A 17,112-nucleotide genomic window follows, 5' to 3' on the forward strand; every position below is an offset into this window, starting at 1 on the left:
TCCGCCAGCACCTCCGGCCGGCACGCTGCGGCCGGAGGTGCTGGCGGAGACGGGCCTGTCCGGTCCGGTGCCGGTCACGGCGGTCGGGTCGCACGACACGGCGTCGGCGGTGGCCGCCGTCCCGGCGGCGGCCGGTGAGCGCTTCGCCTACATCTGCACCGGCACCTGGTCCCTGGCCGGCCTGGAACTGCCCGCTCCGGTGCTCACCGACGAGAGCCGGGCGGCGAACTTCACCAACGAGCTGGGGCTCGACGGCACCGTCCGCTATCTGCGCAACATCATGGGGCTGTGGCTGCTCCAGGAGTGCGTGCGCGCCTGGGGCGAGCCGGATCTGGGGGCGCTGCTGCGTCAGGCGGCCACCGTGCCGACGCTGCGCTCGGTGGTCGACGCCGGGGACGGGGCGTTCCTGACGCCGGGGCGGATGCCGGAGCGGATCGCCCAGGCGTGCCGGACGTCGGGACAGCCGGTGCCCGGGACACGGGCGGAGATCACCCGGTGCATCCTCGACTCGCTGGCCCTCGCCCACCGACGGGCCGTGCTGGCGGCGCAGCGCCTGGCCGACCACCCGGTGGACGTGGTGCACCTGGTCGGCGGCGGGACCCGCAACGCGCTGCTGTGCCAGCTGACGGCGGACGCCTGCGGTCTGCCGGTGGTGGCCGGTGCGACCGAGGCGGCGGCCCTCGGCAACGTCCTCGTGCAGGCCCGCGCGCACGGACTCGTCGGCGACCTCGCCGCCCTGCGCCGGCTGCTGACCCGGACCCAGCCGCTCACCCGGTACACGCCCCGCGGCGACACCGGGCGGTGGCGGGCGGCCGAGGACCGGCTCGGCACGCGGTGAGCCGCGGCCTCCCCTCGGCAAGGCCCGCCGACTACCCTGCACTCGTCCGATGATCGACACCGAGGAGCCGCGATGCGTGTCGCCCTGTTCCTGACCTGTGTCAACGACACGCTGTATCCGGACACCGGGCGTGCCGTGGTGAAGCTGCTGACCAGACTGGGTGTCGAGGTCGACTTCCCGAGCGGCCAGAGCTGCTGCGGGCAGGCGCACTACAACACCGGCTACCGGCACGAGGCCGAGCCGCTGGCCCGGCACTTCTCCGATGTCTTCCGCGAGTACGAGGCGATCGTGACGCCCTCGGGGTCGTGCGGGGCGATGGTGCGGGAGCTGTATCCGCGGCTGGGCGAGCGGGCCCGGGACGAGGGGCGCGGGGACGGGCTGGCGCGGACGCTGGCGCCGGTGGTGCCGAAGACGTACGAGCTGACCGAGTTCCTGGTGGACGTGCTCGGCGTGACGGACGTCGGCGCCTACTACCCGCACACGGTCACCTACCATCCGACCTGCCACGGGCTGCGCGGCCTGGGGCTCGGCGACCGGCCGCGCCGGCTGCTCCGGGCCGTCAAGGGGCTGGAGCTGGTCGAGCTGCCGGGCGCCGAGGAGTGCTGCGGGTTCGGCGGCACCTTCGCGCTGAAGAACGCCGAGGTGTCGGCGGCGATGGGCGCGGACAAGGTGCGCAACGCCGAGTCGACGGGCGCGGAGGTGCTGTGCGCGGCCGACAACTCCTGCCTGATGCACATCGGCGGCACCATGAGCCGGCTGCGGACGGGCATGCGGCCGGTGCACATCGCGGAGATCCTGGCGAGCACGGAGGAGGAACCGACGGCATGACCGGAACGTATCTCGGCATGCCGGCCTTTCCGCGGGCCGCGCACGACGCCGTCCGCAATCCCGTCCTGCGCGGCAATCTGCGGCACGCCACCCACACCATCCGGGCCAAACGTGCCAGGGCGGTGGGCGAGTTGTCCGACTGGGCGGCGCTGCGCGAGGCGGGCAGGCGGATCAAGGACCACACGCTGCGCCATCTCGACCGGTATCTGGAGCAGTTGGAGGAGTCGGTCACCGCGGCCGGCGGTACGGTCCACTGGGCCGTCGACGCGGACGAGGCCAACCGGATCGTCGCCCGGCTGGTCCGGGAGACCGGCGAGTCGGAGGTCGTGAAGGTCAAGTCGATGGCCACACAGGAGATCGGCCTCAACGAAGCCCTCGCCGCGGAGGGCATTCGCGCCTACGAGACCGATCTCGCGGAGCTGATCGTCCAGCTGGGCGAGGACCGTCCCTCGCACATCCTGGTCCCGGCCATCCACCGCAACCGGGGCGAGATCCGGGACATCTTCCGCTCCGAGATGGGCGCGTGGGGCCGCCCGGCCCCGGAGGACCTGACCGACAGGCCCGCCGACCTCGCCGAGGCGGCCCGGCTGCACCTGCGGGAGAAGTTCCTGCGGGCCAAGGTCGGCATCTCCGGCGCCAACTTCATGGTGGCCGAGACCGGCACGCTGGTCGTGGTGGAGTCCGAGGGCAACGGCCGGATGTGCCTGACCCTGCCGGAGACCCTCATCTCGGTCGTCGGCATCGAGAAGGTCGTACCCACCTGGCGCGACCTGGAGGTCTTCCTCCAGACCCTCCCCCGCTCCTCCACCGCCGAGCGGATGAACCCGTACACCAGCATGTGGACGGGTACGACGGACGGCGACGGCCCGCGCGCCTTCCACCTGGTGCTGCTGGACAACGGCCGCACCGACACCCTCGCCGACCGGGTCGGCCGGCAGGCCCTGCGCTGCATCCGCTGCTCCGCCTGCCTGAACGTGTGCCCGGTGTACGAACGGGCCGGCGGACACGCCTACGGCTCGGTCTACCCGGGCCCCATCGGCGCCATCCTCAGTCCCCAGCTCCGGGGCACGGCCAGCGAGATCGACGCCTCCCTGCCGTACGCGTCGAGCCTGTGCGGGGCCTGCTACGAGGTGTGCCCGGTCGCCATCGACATCCCCGAGGTGCTGGTGCACCTGCGCGAGCGGGTGGTGCAGGGCGGTCCGGCGGTCCGGCAGGGCAACAAGGTGGTGCTCCGGCCGGCCAGGGGGCACGCGGCCGAGCGGGCGGCGATGCGGGCGGCGCGCTGGGCGTTCAGCCGCCCGGGCGCCCTGCGCGCGGGTCAGCGGCTGGCCTCCCGGACGCGCCGGCTGCACCCCCGTACCCTGCCCGGCCCCGGCCGGGCCTGGAGCGACACGCGGGACCTGCCGGCCGTACCGGCGGAGCCCTTCCGGGACTGGTGGCAGCGCACGCGCGGCGGAAAGGACGGCGTCCGGTGAGCAGCAGGGAGCGGATCCTCGGCCGGGTGCGGCGCGCCCTCGCGGACGTCACGCCGGACGACCGGCCGTACGCGGAGGCGGTGCCCCGGGAGTATCTGCGCGAGCACGGGGAGCGGTCCGTGGCGCAGACGGTGGAGCTGCTGGCGGAGAACCTGGCGGACTACCGTGCGGTCGTGCACCGCGCCGACGCGGCGGAGCTGCCGCTGCTGATCACGCGGCTGCTGGCCGAGCGCGGCTCCCGGGAGGTGCTGGTGCCTGCCGGGCTGCCGCCTCAGTGGCTGGCCGCGGCCGGTCCCGTGCGGGTCCACGACCGGGCGGCGGACACCGCGCAGCGGCTGGACCGGGTCGGCAGCGTGGTGACGGGGTGCGCGGTGGCGATCGCCGAGACCGGCACGATCGTCCTGGACGGCTCCCCGGATCAGGGCCGGCGCCGCATCTCGCTCGTCCCGGACCACCACATCTGCGTCGTCCGCGTCCCGGACCAGGTCGTCTCCTCGGTCCCGCAGGCCCTGGAACGCCTCGATCCGGCCCGCCCGTCGACCTGGATCTCGGGTCCGTCGGCCACCAGCGACATCGAACTGGACCGGGTGGAGGGCGTGCACGGGCCCCGCACCCTGGAGGTGATCCTGCTCGGCTGAGCCTCCTTCCCCGGCACAGTTGGTACGAGAATCATCGTAGTTTGACAGTCATCGAACTTTGTCGCAGAGTGGTCCGCGAACACCACTGACGACAAGGGGGAGTTGGCATGGCGACGACGGTACGGTTCCACCAGACCGGCGGGCCCGAGGTGCTGCTGCTGGAGGATCTGGAGCCGGGTGAGCCGGGTCCCGGCGAGGTGCTGCTGCGCATCGAGGCGATCGGCGTGAACCGGGCCGACGGGCTGTTCCGCAGCGGACGGTACATCGAACCGGTCAAGCAGTTCCCGGCCCGGCTCGGCACCGAGGCGGCGGGCGTGGTGGAGGCCGTCGGCCCCGAGGTGGCCGGGTTCGCGCCCGGGCAGCCGGTCAGTGTCGTACCGGGCTTCTCCCCCAACGACTACGGCGTGTACGCCGAACGCGCGCTCGTCCCCGCGTCCGCGCTGCTCCCCCGCTCCCCCGAGGTGGACCCGGTCAGCGGGGCGGCGGTGTGGATGCCGTACCTGACGGCGTACGGGGCACTGGTGGAGGTCACCGGGGTCCGGGCCGGCGACGTGGCCGTGGTGAACGCGGCCTCCAGCAGTCTCGGTCTGGCCGCCATTCAGACGGCGAACCGGCTCGGCGCCACGCCCGTCGCCGTCACCCGGACCCGCGCCAAGCGGCAGCGTCTGCTGGACGACGGCGCCGCCGAGGTGATCGTCTCCGCCGAGGAGGACGTGGCCGGGAGGGTGCTGGAGCTGACCGGCGGCCGGGGCGCCGAGCACGTCTTCGACGCCGTCGCCGGACCGGGAGTGCGGGAGCTGGCCCGGGCGGTGGCCCCCGGCGGGACGCTGCTGCTGTGGGGGATGCAGAGCGGCGAGCCCACTCCGTTCCCCGGATTCGACCTCGGCATGCCCGCGCTGAACATGCGCACCTACACCGTGACCCGCGAGGTCCTGGCGGTCCCCGAGCGGATGCGGCGTGCCGTCGCCTTCGTCGACTCGGGCCTGCGCACCGGCGCCCTGCGCCCGGTGGTCGACCGCACTTTCCCGCTGGCGGACGTCGTCCAGGCCCACCGGTACATGGAGGAGGGCACGCAGTACGGCAAGATCGTGCTGACGGTCGGGCGGTGACGCCCCGGCGTCCGCCGGTCGGGGCACGGCGGGATGAGGCCCGCCGCCCGCTGCCGTAGCGTGAGGGAATGATCCGGTTCGAGCAGGTCACCAAGCGGTATCCGGACGGTACGACGGCGGTGGACGACCTCTCCTTCGAGGTGTCCGAGGGGGAACTGGTCACGCTCGTGGGACCGTCCGGGTGCGGCAAGACGACCACCATGATGATGGTGAACCGGCTCATCGAGCCGACCTCCGGCCGCATCCTCGTCGGCGGCGAGGACATCGCCGGCGTCGACCCGGTCCGGCTGCGCCGCCGGATCGGGTACGTCATCCAGCAGGTGGGCCTCTTCCCGCACCGCACCGTCCTCGACAACACCGCGACCGTGCCGGCCCTGCTCGGCTGGAAGCGGGCGAAGGCGCGGGCGCGGGCGGCCGAGCTGCTGGACCTGGTGGGTCTCGACCCGGCGACGTACGGGCCGCGCTACCCGGAGCAGCTGTCCGGCGGGCAGCGGCAGCGGGTCGGGGTGGCGCGGGCGCTGGCCGCCGATCCGCCGGTGCTGCTGATGGACGAGCCGTTCGGCGCGGTCGACCCGGTGGTGCGCGAGCAGTTGCAGGACGAGTTCCTGCGTATGCAGGCCGCGGTGCGCAAGACGGTGCTGCTGGTCACGCACGACATCGAGGAGGCCGTCCGGCTCGGCGACCGCATCGCCGTGTACGGGCAGGGCCGCATCGAGCAGTTCGACACACCGGGCGCGGTGCTCGGGGCGCCCGCGACACCGTACGTCGCCGGTTTCGTGGGCGCCGACCGCGGGCTGAAGCGGCTGTCGGTCACCGCGATCGAGCCGGACGACCTGGAACAGCCGCCGGTGGCCCGCCCGGACGAGTCCGCGCGCCGGGCGCTGGAGCGGCTGCGGGCCGAGGGCGCCCGCTGGGCGGTGGTCCTGGACCCGGGCGGTGACCTGCGCGGCTGGGTCGGCGTCGAGGAGCTGGCGGCGGGCGGCACGGTCGGCGACCGCACCCACCGGATGACCGCCTGGGTGCCGGTCGGCGCACCGCTGAAGCAGGCGTTCGGGGTGATGCTCCAGTACGACGCCGGGTGGGTCGCGGTGCTCGACGGGGCGCGGTTCCTCGGTGTCCTGACCCCGGCGAAGCTGCACGAGGCGCTGCGCCGCTCGGTGGACGCGGACGCGCGCGGGGTGACCCGGGGTCAGGTGCCGTTCGACTCGGTGGCGGACGCCTGACCGGGGTCATTTCAGCAGGCCCTTGTCCTTGAGGTAGGCGCGGGCGACGTCGGCCGGCAGCCGGCGCCAGCTGTCCACCTGCCGGTTCATGGCGGCCAGGTCGCCGGTGGTGAGGACGTCGTTGAGTCTGCCGAGGGCCTTCGCCACACCGGGGCCGCCCGCCCGGGCGCGGTTGACGACCGGGACGACGTGGTCGGCGTTCTGCAGCCGCTTGTCGTCGGCGAGCAGGACCAGGCCGAACGAGTCGAGGGTGGCGTCGGTGGTGGTGGTCAGGACCATCTGGTCCCGGCCCTCCTGCACGGCCCGCTTGGCCTGGGTGGTGCCGACGCCCTTGGGGTCGACGCCGGTGATGTCGATGCCGTACACCTTCCGCAGTCCCGGGGCGCAGTACGGCCGTCGCACGCATTCGTCGCCCGCCGCGAGCCGTACCTTCAGTCCGGAGGCGCCGAGGTCGCTGAGGGTCTTCAGGCGGTGCCGGCGGGCGTAGGCGGCGGTCACCGCGAAGGCGTTCTGGTCGACGGCCCGGCCGGGCGGCAGGACGGTGAGGCCGCGGGGGGCGGCGAGGGCCCGCAGCGCGCGCATCGTGGCGCCGAGGTCGGGCGAGCCGACCGCCTTCGCGTCCGCACCGTGGGTCTTCGCGTTGAGCCAGTCTGCGAAGGTGGCCGCGTACTCGGGGACGACGTCGATCTGGCCGGACTCCAGGGCCGGTTCGTACAGCTCCCGGTTGGCGACCGTGAGGAGGGACGTCCGGTGGCCGGCCTGGTTCAGCAGCAGGGCGTACATCTGGGCGAGCAGGTCGCTCTCGGTGAAGCCGGCCGAGCCGACGGTCAGGGTGCGGCTGTCGCCGGGCGGTGCGGTGACCTGGCCGCGGTTCTCCAGGGACGGGCCGGTGGCGCAGCCGCCCAGCGCGAGGAGCGTGAGCGCGGCCAGCGCCGTACGGCCCTTCATCGGCCGCCCCGGGCCCATGCCGGTGCCAGCCGCTCGGCGGTCTCGAAGACCCCTTCGACGACGAGGGCGAACCCGGCGACGAGCAGCGCGCCCGCGACCACCTGGGGTGTGCTGGCGAGGTTGAACCCGGCCGTGATGATCCGGCCGAGGCCGCCGCCGCCCGCGAGCGCGGCGAGGGTGGCCGTGGCGACGAGCTGGACGGCGGCGATCCGCACCCCGTTGAGCAGCAGCGGCAGCGACAGGGGCAGTTCCACGCGGAACAGCAGCTGCCGGCCGGTCATCCCCATGCCCCGGGCGGCCCGGACGACACCGCGGTCGACCTCGCGCATCCCCACGTAGGCGTTGGTGAGCAGCGGCGGTACGGCGAACAGCACCAGAGCGACCACCGTCGGCCCCTCGCCCCACCGTCCGACCGGGGTCAACAGCAGCAGGACCAGGACGGCGAAGGTGGGGACGGCCCGGCCGATGTTGGAGAGGTTCACGGCGAGCGCGCCGCCCTTGCCGAGGTGACCGAGGACGAGGGCGACGGGCAGGGCGATCAGACAGCTCAGGAGCAGGCAGACGACGGTGAGCACCAGGTGCTGGAGCAGCCGGTGCCGGATGCCGTCGTCGCCCGACCAGTGCGCGGGGTCGGCGAGCCAGTCCCAGGCGGCGGCGAGGGTGCTCATGCGCGGGCCGCCCGCGTCCAGGGGGTGATCAGCCGCTGCGCGCCCAGCAGGAGCAGGTCGGCGGCGACGGCGATCAGCACGCACAGCACGGACGCGGTGAGCACCTGGGCCTTGAAGTAGGTGTTCATGCCCGCGTAGATGAGGTTGCCGAGGCCGCCGAAGCCGACGATGGCGCCGACGGTCACCAGGGAGACCGCCGAGACGGTCGCGATGCGCAGGCCGGCCATCGCGGCGGGCAGGGCGAGGGGCAGCTCGACGGTGAGGAGCAGGCGGACGGGGCCGTAGCCGAGGCCGCGGGCCGCCTGCCGGGTCTCCTCCGGGACCGCGCGCAGGCCCGCGAGGATGTTCCGGACGAGCAGGGTGAGCGAGTACAGCACCAGCCCGGCGACGACCAGGCCGGCCGAGAGGCCGTACAGGGGCAGGAGCAGGGAGAACATGGCCAGCGAGGGGATGGTGTAGAGGACCGTCGTGACGGCGAGCACCGGGCCGGCCGCCCAGCTCCAGCGGCGGGCCAGCACCGCCAGCGGCACCGCGACGACCAGGCCGATCAGGACCGACAGGAAGGTCAGCTGGACGTGCTGGACGAGCGCGTCGAGCAGGATCTGGCGGCGGCTGCTCAGATAGGCACCGCAGATCCATTCGTTGCGCGCGAGGCAGTCGTCCGGGGGCGCGGTCACGGCTCCATTGGACCGGGCGGACGGGGTCCTCGGCGCGTTGTGGTGACCCGTAAGGGGGCGCGCGACGACCCGCAGGGGACACCTGGCGCTCTGTGCCCCGTGGGGGCCGCGAGGGGCCGGCCGATGCCCCGTAAAGAGGCACCCGGCACTCGATGACCCGCAAGGCCCGCGGCGAAGGTCCGGCCGCCCGGCCGCCCGCAACGGCACGGGGCGCCCGATGACCCGTAAGGGGGCACCCGACACTCGGTAGCCCGTACGGCATGCGGAGGACGCCCGGCCGCCCGCAACGGCACGGGTCACCCGATCATCCGGGAAGCACCCGGCACCCGGTGGCCCGGAAGGCACCCGAGGCAGCCGATGACCCGCAAGGGCCCCGACGCGCCCGGTGATCCGCAAAGGGACGTGAAGCGTTAGGTGGCCCGCTCAGGACAGTGACCCGCAAGGGACGTGAGACGCTGGGTGGCCCGCTCAGGACAGTGACCCGCAAGGGACGTGAGACGCTGGGTGGCCCGCTCAGGACAGTGACCCGCAAGGGACGTGAGACGCTGGGTGGCCCGCTCAGGACAGTGACCCGCAAGGGACGTGAGACGCTGGGTGGCCCGCTCAGGACAGTGATCCGCAAGGGACGTGAGACGCTGGGTGGCCCGCTCAGGACAGTGACCCGCAAGGGACGTGAGACGCTGGGTGGCCCGCTCAGGACAGTGATCCGCAAGGGACCTGAGGCGCTAGGTGGCCAGCTCACGACGCACGGCCCCGCATAGGACCCATGGCCCTGGGTGGCCGCCGGGAAGCGCGGGCCGCTAGGCCAGCCCCGCCGCGTCCAGCAGTGCCGTCGCCGTCGCCGTGGCGAGTCCGTCGTCCAGGCGTTCCACCCGGGCGCCGGCGCGGGCGCTGGCGCCGTCGAAGATCAGGAGGAGCTGGCGGGCGAGCAGCTCGGGGTCGCGGGCGCCGCCCCGCTCCGCCTCCGTGCGGAAGGCCTCCTTCAGGGTCTGCTTGACCCCGCGGGCGACGGCGCTCGCCGGGTGCTCGGGATCCTTCAGCTCGACCAGCACGGCCAGGTAGGGGCAGCCGTGGTAGTCGGGGTCCACGGAGCCCTTCTCCAGCTGCTCGAAGACGTACAGGATGCGCTCGCGCGGGGTCGCGGCGTCGGGGTCGGGGTGCGCCAAGCGGGCCTGGTACCGCGCGACCCGCCGCTCCAGGCTCGCGGCCAGCATCTGGTCCTTGCTGTCGAAGAGCTGGTACATCGACCGCTTGGAGACACCCGCCTCCCGGCACAGCGTCTCGACGCCGATGGACACGCCGTCCCGGTAGGAGAGCCGCGCGGCGGCGTCGAGCAGCCGGTCGCAGGGGGACGCCTTGTCTGTACTGGCCATACCACGAGGTTACCGCGCGGCGAAACCGATCGGTGTATTCCATGGCGCCCAAGCTGAACAAGCGCTTAGATAGGAAACGGATCACGATCTCACCGGACGCTGTCCCCGACCCGCCGGAGGCCCCGTTGTTCACGTCCGTCGACGACGTCTCCGCCCGCCTCGCCGAGACCGGCTATCTCGCCTCGCCCGCCGTCGCCACGACCGTCTTCCTCGCCGCCCGGCTCGGCAAGCCGCTGCTGGTGGAGGGTCCCGCCGGGGTCGGCAAGACCGAACTGGCCAAGGCCGTCGCCCAGGTGGCCGGCGCCCGGCTGGTCCGGCTCCAGTGCTACGAGGGCGTGGACGAGTCCCGGGCCCTGTACGAGTGGAACCACGCCAAGCAGCTGCTGCGCATCAGCGCGGGCCGCGGCGAGAGCTGGGACGAGACCCGCACCGACATCTTCAGCGAGGAGTTCCTCCTCCCCCGCCCGCTGCTGACCGCCATCCGCGGCGACGAGCCGACGGTGCTGCTCATCGACGAGACGGACAAGGCCGACGTCGAGATGGAGGGGCTGCTGCTGGAGGTGCTCAGCGACTTCCAGGTCACGGTGCCGGAGCTGGGCACCGTCACCGCGACCCGCCGCCCGTTCGTCGTCCTCACCTCCAACGCCGGCCGCGAGCTGTCCGAGGCGCTGCGCCGCCGCTGCCTGTTCCTGCACATCGGCTTCCCCGAGGAGGAGCTGGAGCGGCGGATCGTACGGCTGAAGGTGCCCGGCCTCGGCGACGCGCTGACCGAGTCGGTGGTCCGGGTGGTCGGGGCGCTGCGCGCGATGGACCTGCGCAAGGCGCCGTCCGTCGCCGAGACCGTCGACTGGGCGCGCACCCTGCTGGCCCTGGGCGCCGGCACGCTGGACGAGACCGTCGTACGGGACACCCTCGGGGTGATCCTCAAGCACCAGGACGACATCCAGAAGGCGGCGGCCAAGCTCGACCTGGACGCGCTGTGACCGCCGTCGCCGACCGGATCACCGGCCTGGCCGCGGCGCTGCGCGCGCACGGGGTGCGGATCGGCACCGGGGAGACCGTGGACGCGGCCCGCGCGGTGGCGGCGCTGGGGCTCGCGGACCGGGAGCGGCTGCGCGAGGGCCTGGCCGCGACGCTGCTCCACGGCCCCGGCCAACGCGCCCTGTTCGACTCGGTCTTCGACCTGTACTTCCCGCGCGGGGTCGGCGGCCCGGAGGACGCTCCCCGGGACCGGGAGACCCTGCGCGACCGGCTCGCGGACGCGCTGGCCGCCGACGACCGGGCGCTGCTGGCCCGGCTGGCGGCGGAGGCGGTCGACGGCCTGGGCGGGTACGGCGGTGCACCGGGCTCGGACGGCTTCTCGGCGTACCAGACCCTGGAGCGGCTGCGCCCGCAGACCCTGCTGGCCCGGGTGCGGGCCGAGGTACGGGGCGGGGGCGGTGACGGCGGGGGTTTCGCGGACCGGCTGCTGGACGACGAGATCCGGCGCCGCATCGAGGAGTTCCGGCGGATGGTCGGGGCGGAGGCCCGGCGCCGGGTCGCGGAGCGGCGCGGGCGGGACGAGATCGCGCGGCGGGCCGTCCGGCCCACCGCCGACCGGGTCGACTTCCTGTACGCGAACCGCGAGCAGCTCGCCGAACTGCGCCGGGCCGTTCAGCCGCTGGCCCGCAAGCTGGCCACCCGGCTCGCCGCCCGCCGCCGCCGGGCCGCGCGCGGCACGATCGACCTGCGCCGCACCCTGCGCTCCTCGCTGTCCACGGGCGGCGTACCGATGCGGCCGGTGCTGCGCCGGCGCCGCCCGGTCCGCCCCGAACTGGTGCTGCTCTGCGACGTGTCCGGCTCGGTGTCCGGCTTCTCCGACTTCACCATGCTCCTCGTGCAGGCCCTGCACGACCAGTTCGGCAAGGTCCGCGTGTTCGCCTTCGTCAACCGGCTGGACGAGGTCACCGGCCTGCTCGACCACGGCCGCGCCGACCCCGACGGCCTCGGCGCCCGGATCCGCGCCGAGGCCACGCTCACCGGCTGGCACGGCAGCAGCGACTACGGCATGGCGCTGGGCGAGTTCGCCGAGCGGTACGGCGCCGCGGTGGGCCCGCGGACGACGGTGTTCGTGCTCGGCGACGCCCGGACCAACCTGAGCGACCCGAACCTGCCCGCCGTACGCGAACTGGCCCGGCGGGCGCGGCGCGTGTACTGGCTGAACCCCGAGCCGCGCGACCGGTGGGGCACCGGCGACTCGGCCGCGCCCGCGTACGCCGAGCTGGTCGAGATGCACGAGTGCCGCACAGCCCGGCAGCTCAGCGGGCTGATCGCCGGCCTGCTGCCGGTGTGACGCCGGGCGCCGGTCCGTGATCCACTGGCCCCCACGCCGACCCCGACAGCGAGGACGTCGCCATGATCCACCCGCCCGTGCCGCTGGGCACCTTCCCCACCCCGCTGGAACCGGCGCCCCGGCTGGCCGCCGCGCTCGGGCTCGGACCGGACGACCTCTGGGTGAAACGGGACGACCTGACCGGCCTGGGCGGTGGCGGGAACAAGATCCGGAAGCTGGAGTGGGCGGTGGGCGCGGCCCTCGCCGAGGGCGCGGACACCCTGGTGACCACCGGTGCCCCGCAGAGCAACCACGCCCGGCTGACCGCCGCCGCGGGCGCCCGGCTCGGCCTTCGGGTCGTCCTCGTGCTGCGCGGCGCCCCGGGCGCCTCACGCTCCGGGAACCTGGCGCTGGACGGCCTGTTCGGGGCCCGGCTCGCCTGGGCCGGGGCGGTGGACCAGGCCGGGCTCGACGCGGCGGCGGCCGAGGTCTGCGCGCGCCTGCGGGCCGGCGGTTCCCGTCCGGCGCTGATCCCGTTCGGCGGTTCGAGCATCCTGGGCGCACGCGGCTACCTGCGCTGCGGTGCGGAACTGCGTGAGCAGTTGCCGGACCTGCGGACGGCGGTGGTGGCGCTCGGCTCGGGCGGCACGATGGCCGGGCTGGTCGCGGCCCTGGGCAGCGCGTCGGTGCTGGGCGTCGACGTGGGCGCGCTGGCCGACCCGGCCGCCGCGGTCGCCGAGTTCGCCACCCCGCTCACCACGGAGGAGGTCGCACCGGAGGGGCTGCGGATCCGCCGGGACCAGGTGGGCGCCGGGTACGCGGCCCTGACCGGCCCGGTCCGCAAGGCTCTCCGGCTGGCCGCGCGCACCGAGGGCCTGGCCCTGGATCCGACCTACACGGGCCGCGCCCTGGCCGGCCTGCACGCCGCGGTCCGGGACGGCGGTATCCGCCCCGGCGAGAAGACGGTCTTCCTGCACACCGGCGGCCTGCCCGGCCTCTTCGGCCATCCGGACGCGCTCGCGTTCGCGGAGGAGGGGGCGACGGTCCTCGACGGGTGAGGGCCTGTGCCCATACAGGGGTGGGGCGCACGACGCGGTGGGCGGCGGGCCGGTGCCGCGCTTCCCGCCGGACCGCGGTCCGTCGACGTGTCTCCCCGCCGGCCACGTCGATGCGGCCGGCGGGGAGACAGGCGGACGGGCCCTGCTCGCTCACTGGCCCTTCGCGTACTCCTTCGCCATCGCCCCGGCGAAGTCGTGGACCACGACCTGCTCGTCACCGACCACCCAGGCGTCGTGGCCCGGCGGGCAGACGAAGACGTCGCCCGGGCCGACCTCGCCCTCGCCGCCGTCGTCCATGCGGATGTGCAGCCGTCCCTGGACCACGTACCCGTTGTGGTGGACCTGGCAGCTCTCGGTGCCCGCGATCGGCGCCACGGACTCCGACCAGCGCCACCCCGGTTCGAACGTGCCCACCGCGAAGTCGAGCCCGGTCAGGTGGAGGGCTTCGAGGTGGCCGCGGGGAAAGTCACGCCGTTCGTCCGGCTTCTCGACCGTCTTCACTTCCAGCATGACGGTGTCCTCCCTTCCGGCCGCTGGCCGCGGCCGGGGCCGGCCCACCGTCCCCGGCGGCCTCGGACGGCGCCGGTGCTGCGACGGCGGCCGTACCCCACGGCACCATCGTCGGCCTCGCGGCGGCACCGCGCCATCCACGGGGAGGGGACAACGATGTCAGCGAGGGACCGCCCGGCGTACGGCCCTCAGGGCGGCCAGATAGACGAGGTCGAGCAGGAAGCAGCCGACGTAGAGGTAGCGCATGAGGGCGCTGTCGTGGCGGGGTGCCGGGTCGGCGGTGGTGAGCATCGCGAGGGAGGCGCAGGCCGTGCCCAGCAGCTTGGCCAGCGCGATGCCCGTGGACTGGCCGCGCGGGCCGCGCCGGGCGGCCAGCATCGCCAGGAACATGGCGGACATCGCCAGATTGCTGCCGAACGCGGTGATCGTGCCGCCGCCCTCGTCGAACTGTTCGGAGGCGACCTGCATACCGGGGTAGGCGAGAAGGAGCAGCGCGGCGAGCGCGGGCAGGTACAACCGGCGGGGCAGGTAAGGGAATTCGGACCGGCCGTAACGTACGACCGTGTAGCCGATCGCCAGGTCGAAGCAGAACCAGACGATGTCGACCACGTGCATGACCCCGGACGGGGGCCGCACGAACGCGAACATGAACTCCCAGCTGATGTTGGTGGCGAAGGCGACGACCGGCATCCCGTAGGTGCGCTCCCGCAGTCCCGTGCGGACGAGCAGTACATAGGCCGCCGTCCAGAACACGCCCGTGCCGAGCAGGAACACCGTGTGCACCGCCTGCATCCCCACTCCCGTCAACCGGCCGTCGGGTACGCGTCCCTGATTACTCTGGCACGGTGACAGCCAGCGACACGCCGTCGATCGCGATGGACGACACCGGAGATCCGCCCCTGCGCCCCCTGCCCGAGCGGGCCGCTTCGCTGCTGGCGCGGGTCGACGCGCCGCCCCGGCTGGTGGCCCACCTCAGGGCGGTGCACGACGTCGCCGCCCAGCTCGTGGCGTGGGTGCAACGGCACTGTCCGCGACTGGAGTCGGACGCGGAGGCGGTGCTGTTCGGTGCCGCCACGCACGACATCGGCAAGGCCCTGCACCCGGCCGAGCTGTCCGGGCCCGGCGCACGACACGAGGCGGCGGGGCGGGAGTTGCTGCTGACGCACGGGGTGGAGGCCCGACTCGCCCGGTTCGCCGGCACCCACGCCTCCTGGACGGCTCCCGGCATCGGCGTGGAGGACCTGCTGGTGAGCCTGGCCGACAAGGTCTGGAAGAACAAGCGCGTCCCGGAGCTGGAGGACCTGGTGGTGGCGCGGCTGGCCGGGGCCGACGGTCGGCCGGCCTGGCAGTGGTTCATGGAACTGGACGAGACCCTCACGGCCATCGGGGAGGGCGCGGACCGTAGGCTGGCGTACCAGATGTCCCACCCGCTCACCCGGCCCCAGTGACCATCCGCTCCCCCGCACCATGTGATCCGCCTGCTCACCCGCCCCCTGTGAGCCACCCGCCGAGTGACCCGCTCCGACCCCCGAAGGTGACCATGTTCGCGACCTCTCTCGGTGCCGACGGCGCCGAGCTGTGCCCGCTCCAGCCCTGGCAGGCCGAGGAGTTCCTCGCCCATGTCGACCGGGGCCGGGAGTTCATCGGGCGGTTCAACGGACTCCCGGACGTGGTCGCGGACCTGGCGTCCAGCCGGGCGTTCCTGGAGGCGTACGCCGCCAAGGAGGCGGCCGACGCGGGCCTGATCCGGGCGATCCGCCTCGACGGCACCCTGGTGGGGGCGGTGATCCTGCGCCGGATGGACGTGCCGCAGGGTACGGCGGAGGCGGGCTGCTGGCTGGAGCCGGCCGCGGTGGGCCGGGGGCTGGTGACGCGGGCGGCGCGCCTGCTCATCGACTGGGCGATCCGGGAGCGGGGCATCCACCGCGTCGAGTGGTGGGTGTCGGCCGGCAACGCGCCGAGCATCGCGGTCGCCCGCCGGCTCGGCATGCGCAAGGAGGCCGTGCTGCGGGAGAGTCACCTGTACCGGGGCGAGCGGCACGACGAGGAGATCTGGGCGGTGCTGGCGCCGGAGTGGCCGGCCGTCCCCGGAGCCACCGCGGCCTGACCCCGGCCGCCCGCCGCGCTACCAGTCGCGTGCCGCCCGCAGCAGCAGGGCGCGCACCCGGGCCACGTCGGGGTTGTCGGAGGCGCCGGGCCGCTGGACGAGGAAGCCGGTGTTGATCGGCGGGTCCTCCGGTTCCAGCAGCGCGACGAGCGCGCCGGAGTCCAGCAGGTCCTGGCAGAGATAGCGGGGCAGCACGCTGAACCCGGCGCCCGCGACCACGGCGGCGAGGACTCCGCGCAGGTCGGGCACGGTCACCGCGGCGGTCCGGGACAGGCGCCGGCCGAAGACGTGCCGCCAGTAGCGGCGGGCGATCGGCAGGTCCTCGGCGTAGGTGACGAGCGGGACGCCGTGCAGCACGGCGGGGTCCAAGCCGCCCTGCGCCGCGGCCGGTCGGGCCTCGGACCCCTGCGCGCCCCGGCGCCCCGTCAGCCGTTCCGCCCAGACCGGGGCCGCGACCAGCACGAACTCCTCGTCGGTGAGCGCGACGGCCTGGAGGGTACGGCCGCGCGGGCGGGTGGTGGCGATCACCAGGTCGTGGCGGCCGGCGCGCAGTTCCTCCAGCAGCGGATCGGTCAGCCCGGTCGCCACCCGCAGCCGTACGCCCTCGGCGACCAGCGGCGCGAGGGCCGGCAGGGCCTTGGTGCACAGGAGTTCCGCCGGTCCGGCCAGATGGACGGGTTCGGCCCCGGTACCGGCCGGCGGGGTGGGGCCGGCGACGGCCGCCAGCTCGTCCAGGGGCGCGGCGATCCGGGCCGCCAGCTCGTCGGCCACCGGGGTCGGCGCGACTCCGCGCGGCAGCCGCTCGAACAGCTCCCGGCCCGTCTGCCGTTCCAGCGCGCGCATCTGCGTCGTCACCGTCGGCTGCGACAGTCCGAGCAGGCGTGCGGCGCCGGTGAAGGAACCGGAGCGGTACACGGCGAGGAAGGTGCGCAGCAGGTTCAGATCGAGGGAAGCGGTCTCCACCGTGCGAGTATCACCGCCCGGGGCTCGCCGGAGCCATAGGAGATCCGATGCCGTGGACGGCGGTCGGCCCCGGATGTCTATGGGTAGCGCCCGGCTGCCGGTGCCGGCGGCGCGGAGAATTCGTCGGCCGCCGCCTGCAACCTGGCCCGGGGTCGGACGTCTGTCGGGGTGGAGGCCTCCGTTTCGACCAGATGTCCGACCCCGAGCGACCGAAGGAACCCATGTCCGCACATCCCGCCCCGCGCCCGCACCGCACCCGCCGACTGCGCACCGCCCTGGGGGTTTCCGCCGTAGGCGCGGCCCTGGCCGTCACCGGCACCCTGACCGCCCAGGCCGACCCGGCCGGCACCCGCACCCCGGCCGGGTCGGCCTGGGCGGTCAGGGTG

Annotated in this window: 18 protein-coding genes; 11 read left to right on the forward strand and 7 right to left on the reverse strand. The window is 74.3% G+C overall.

What is annotated here, in order from left to right:
• The 6 genes from CCN44_RS27345 to CCN44_RS27370 all read left to right on the forward strand — a co-directional run.
• On the forward strand, positions 1-838 hold an 838-nt coding region (locus CCN44_RS27345; protein ID WP_244203973.1), incomplete at its 5' end, for an FGGY-family carbohydrate kinase.
• A 72-nt stretch (positions 839-910) separates the two neighbouring features.
• Positions 911-1,666: a (Fe-S)-binding protein gene (locus CCN44_RS27350; RefSeq protein WP_086700411.1), complete on the forward strand. Its 756-nt coding sequence runs from the start codon at positions 911-913 to the stop codon at positions 1,664-1,666.
• Positions 1,663-3,141, forward strand: coding sequence for a LutB/LldF family L-lactate oxidation iron-sulfur protein (locus tag CCN44_RS27355; RefSeq protein ID WP_059246736.1), 1,479 nt, complete (start codon positions 1,663-1,665; stop codon positions 3,139-3,141). The genes CCN44_RS27350 and CCN44_RS27355 overlap by 4 nt, the downstream gene beginning before the upstream one ends.
• On the forward strand, positions 3,138-3,779 hold the full coding sequence (locus tag CCN44_RS27360) for a LutC/YkgG family protein (RefSeq protein WP_059246735.1): 642 nt from the start codon (positions 3,138-3,140) through the stop codon (positions 3,777-3,779). Before CCN44_RS27355 ends, CCN44_RS27360 begins: the two co-directional genes overlap by 4 nt.
• 107 nt (positions 3,780-3,886) lie before the next feature.
• Positions 3,887-4,888, forward strand: coding sequence for a zinc-dependent alcohol dehydrogenase family protein (locus tag CCN44_RS27365; protein WP_086700414.1), 1,002 nt, complete (start codon positions 3,887-3,889; stop codon positions 4,886-4,888).
• 68 nt (positions 4,889-4,956) lie between these two features.
• The gene (locus CCN44_RS27370) at positions 4,957-6,111 is read left to right on the forward strand and encodes a betaine/proline/choline family ABC transporter ATP-binding protein (protein WP_086700417.1); all 1,155 of its coding nucleotides are present in this window, start codon (positions 4,957-4,959) and stop codon (positions 6,109-6,111) included.
• Positions 6,112-6,117: 6 nt separating this feature from the next.
• On the opposite strand, the gene CCN44_RS27375 is transcribed toward CCN44_RS27370, so the two are convergent.
• From CCN44_RS27375 to CCN44_RS27390, 4 genes are all read right to left on the reverse strand, one after another.
• Complete coding sequence (locus CCN44_RS27375; RefSeq protein ID WP_086700432.1) at positions 6,118-7,059, reverse strand: ABC transporter substrate-binding protein; 942 nt, start codon at positions 7,057-7,059, stop codon at positions 6,118-6,120.
• Positions 7,056-7,727 (reverse strand): ABC transporter permease, encoded by a 672-nt coding sequence (locus CCN44_RS27380; protein ID WP_059246732.1) that lies wholly within the window; start codon positions 7,725-7,727, stop codon positions 7,056-7,058. Before CCN44_RS27380 ends, CCN44_RS27375 begins: the two co-directional genes overlap by 4 nt.
• Positions 7,724-8,404 (reverse strand): ABC transporter permease, encoded by a 681-nt coding sequence (locus tag CCN44_RS27385; protein WP_059246731.1) that lies wholly within the window; start codon positions 8,402-8,404, stop codon positions 7,724-7,726. Before CCN44_RS27385 ends, CCN44_RS27380 begins: the two co-directional genes overlap by 4 nt.
• A gap of 800 nt (positions 8,405-9,204) precedes the next feature.
• A complete protein-coding gene (locus CCN44_RS27390; RefSeq protein WP_086700420.1) occupies positions 9,205-9,777 on the reverse strand; it encodes a TetR/AcrR family transcriptional regulator in 573 nt (190 codons plus the stop codon).
• Positions 9,778-9,902: 125 nt separating this feature from the next.
• Between CCN44_RS27390 and CCN44_RS27395 the strand changes: the two genes are divergently transcribed.
• The 3 genes from CCN44_RS27395 to CCN44_RS27405 all read left to right on the forward strand — a co-directional run bounded on the left by CCN44_RS27395 (position 9,903) and on the right by CCN44_RS27405 (position 13,146).
• Positions 9,903-10,760, forward strand: a complete 858-nt coding sequence (locus tag CCN44_RS27395) for an AAA family ATPase (RefSeq protein ID WP_059246729.1) — start codon at positions 9,903-9,905, stop codon at positions 10,758-10,760.
• Positions 10,757-12,109, forward strand: coding sequence for a vWA domain-containing protein (locus CCN44_RS27400; RefSeq protein WP_086700423.1), 1,353 nt, complete (start codon positions 10,757-10,759; stop codon positions 12,107-12,109). The genes CCN44_RS27395 and CCN44_RS27400 overlap by 4 nt, the downstream gene beginning before the upstream one ends.
• A 62-nt stretch (positions 12,110-12,171) precedes the next feature.
• Positions 12,172-13,146: a D-cysteine desulfhydrase family protein gene (locus tag CCN44_RS27405; RefSeq protein WP_086700426.1), complete on the forward strand. Its 975-nt coding sequence runs from the start codon at positions 12,172-12,174 to the stop codon at positions 13,144-13,146.
• Positions 13,147-13,296: 150 nt separating this feature from the next.
• Here CCN44_RS27405 and CCN44_RS27410 read toward each other — a convergent pair whose 3' ends face one another.
• Complete coding sequence (locus CCN44_RS27410; protein ID WP_059246726.1) at positions 13,297-13,656, reverse strand: cupin domain-containing protein; 360 nt, start codon at positions 13,654-13,656, stop codon at positions 13,297-13,299.
• 159 nt (positions 13,657-13,815) lie between these two features.
• Complete coding sequence (locus CCN44_RS27415; protein WP_202430136.1) at positions 13,816-14,448, reverse strand: transmembrane-type terpene cyclase; 633 nt, start codon at positions 14,446-14,448, stop codon at positions 13,816-13,818.
• Positions 14,449-14,501: 53 nt separating this feature from the next.
• Here CCN44_RS27415 and CCN44_RS27420 point away from each other — a divergent pair, with 53 nt between their 5' ends.
• Entirely contained in the window at positions 14,502-15,104 is a 603-nt protein-coding gene (locus CCN44_RS27420) for an HD domain-containing protein (RefSeq protein ID WP_059246725.1), read from the forward strand.
• A gap of 92 nt (positions 15,105-15,196) precedes the next feature.
• The gene (locus CCN44_RS27425; protein WP_059246724.1) at positions 15,197-15,763 is read left to right on the forward strand and encodes a GNAT family N-acetyltransferase; all 567 of its coding nucleotides are present in this window, start codon (positions 15,197-15,199) and stop codon (positions 15,761-15,763) included.
• Positions 15,764-15,781: 18 nt separating this feature from the next.
• On the opposite strand, the gene CCN44_RS27430 is transcribed toward CCN44_RS27425, so the two are convergent.
• Positions 15,782-16,726, reverse strand: coding sequence for a LysR family transcriptional regulator (locus CCN44_RS27430; RefSeq protein ID WP_086700429.1), 945 nt, complete (start codon positions 16,724-16,726; stop codon positions 15,782-15,784).
• Positions 16,727-17,112: the final 386 nt, after the last annotated feature.

The sequence above is a fragment of the Streptomyces tricolor genome (genome assembly GCF_002155905.1).
In the GTDB taxonomy this organism is placed as follows: Bacteria; Actinomycetota; Actinomycetes; order Streptomycetales; family Streptomycetaceae; genus Streptomyces; species Streptomyces tricolor.

Bases quoted from the DNA above. Each gene is read 5' to 3' on its own strand.
- CCN44_RS27350 (WP_086700411.1), top strand. From the start codon at position 911: ATGCGTGTCGCCCTGTTCCTGACCTGTGTCAACGACACGCTGTATCCG.
- CCN44_RS27355 (WP_059246736.1), top strand. From the start codon at position 1,663: ATGACCGGAACGTATCTCGGCATGCCGGCCTTTCCGCGGGCCGCGCAC.
- CCN44_RS27365 (WP_086700414.1), top strand. From the start codon at position 3,887: ATGGCGACGACGGTACGGTTCCACCAGACCGGCGGGCCCGAGGTGCTG.
- CCN44_RS27370 (WP_086700417.1), top strand. From the start codon at position 4,957: ATGATCCGGTTCGAGCAGGTCACCAAGCGGTATCCGGACGGTACGACG.
- CCN44_RS27375 (WP_086700432.1), bottom strand. From the start codon at position 7,059: ATGAAGGGCCGTACGGCGCTGGCCGCGCTCACGCTCCTCGCGCTGGGC.
- CCN44_RS27380 (WP_059246732.1), bottom strand. From the start codon at position 7,727: ATGAGCACCCTCGCCGCCGCCTGGGACTGGCTCGCCGACCCCGCGCAC.
- CCN44_RS27390 (WP_086700420.1), bottom strand. From the start codon at position 9,777: ATGGCCAGTACAGACAAGGCGTCCCCCTGCGACCGGCTGCTCGACGCC.
- CCN44_RS27405 (WP_086700426.1), top strand. From the start codon at position 12,172: ATGATCCACCCGCCCGTGCCGCTGGGCACCTTCCCCACCCCGCTGGAA.
- CCN44_RS27410 (WP_059246726.1), bottom strand. From the start codon at position 13,656: ATGCTGGAAGTGAAGACGGTCGAGAAGCCGGACGAACGGCGTGACTTT.
- CCN44_RS27415 (WP_202430136.1), bottom strand. From the start codon at position 14,448: ATGCAGGCGGTGCACACGGTGTTCCTGCTCGGCACGGGCGTGTTCTGG.
- CCN44_RS27425 (WP_059246724.1), top strand. From the start codon at position 15,197: ATGTTCGCGACCTCTCTCGGTGCCGACGGCGCCGAGCTGTGCCCGCTC.